Raw genomic sequence first — 1,272 nt, 5'->3', positions numbered from 1 at the left:
ATTTACGTACYATTARTGCWAATATTGGKATGTTTGGKRCGATGAAAGAAATAACTGATTAATTATTTCCTTACGATTATTATAGGCATTATTTTTTTTTCTTCCAACAAAAGAATCAGGACAATACTCATGGTAACCATTMGAGCYGAYGAAATTAGTAATATTATCCGKGAACGTATTGAGCAATATAATAGAGAAGTAAMGATTGTAAATACCGGTACCGTACTTCAAGTRGGCGATGGCATYGCTCGTATTYATGGYCTTGATGAAGTAATGGCAGGTGAATTAGTAGAATTTGARGAGGGTACWATAGGYATTGCYYTKAATTTRGAATCCAATAATGTTGGTGTTGTATTAATGGGTGAYGGTTTGATGATMCAAGAAGGAAGTTCWGTMAAAGCWACRGGAARAATTGCTCAGATACCTGTCAGTGAGGCTTATTTGGGTCGTGTTATAAATGCTCTGGCTAAACCTATTGATGGTAGAGGTGAAATTCCAGCTTCTGAATCTCGGTTAATTGAATCTCCYGCCCCAGGTATTATTTCGAGACGTTCCGTATATGAGCCTATGCAAACAGGGCTTATTGCTATTGATTCGATGATCCCTATAGGACGCGGCCAGCGAGAATTGATTATTGGGGACAGACAGACCGGTAAAACAGCAGTAGCCACGGATACWATTCTCAATCAAMAAGGSCAAARTGTAATATGTGTTTATGTAGCTATTGGKCAAAAAGCWTCTTCSGTGGCTCAGGTAGTGACCAGTTTACAGGAACGAGGGGCAATGGAATACACTATTGTGGTAGCTGAAACGGCCGATTCCCCAGCTACGTTACAATACCTCGCGCCTTATACAGGAGCAGCCTTGGCTGAATATTTTATGTACCGTGAACAACACACTTTAATAATTTATGATGATCTTTCCAAACAAGCACAAGCTTATCGACAAATGTCTCTTCTATTACGAAGACCGCCGGGTCGTGAAGCTTATCCAGGAGATGTTTTTTATTTACATTCACGTCTTTTAGAAAGAGCCGCTAAATTAAGCTCTCAATTAGGTGAAGGGAGTATGACTGCCTTACCAATCGTCGAGACCCAGTCAGGAGATGTTTCAGCTTATATTCCTACTAATGTAATTTCCATTACAGATGGACAAATATTCTTATCCGCCGATCTTTTTAATGCTGGAATCAGACCTGCTATTAATGTAGGGATTTCTGTCTCGAGAGTAGGATCCGCCGCTCAAATTAAAGCTATGAAACAGGTAGCTGGA

General features: G+C 39.9%; 1 protein-coding gene. It reads left to right on the top strand.

Going from position 1 to position 1,272, the window contains the following annotated elements; all coding sequences use genetic code 11:
- Nucleotides 1–129: 129 nt before the first annotated feature.
- A partial coding sequence (locus D0S45_20355) for a F0F1 ATP synthase subunit alpha (protein TIH08897.1) occupies nucleotides 130–1,272 on the top strand: 1,143 nt, incomplete at its 3' end.

This window comes from Marinifilum sp. JC120 (genome assembly GCA_004923195.1).
GTDB lineage: Bacteria > Desulfobacterota > Desulfovibrionia > Desulfovibrionales > Desulfovibrionaceae > Maridesulfovibrio.
This window is presented reverse-complemented; position numbering and strand designations above follow the sequence as displayed.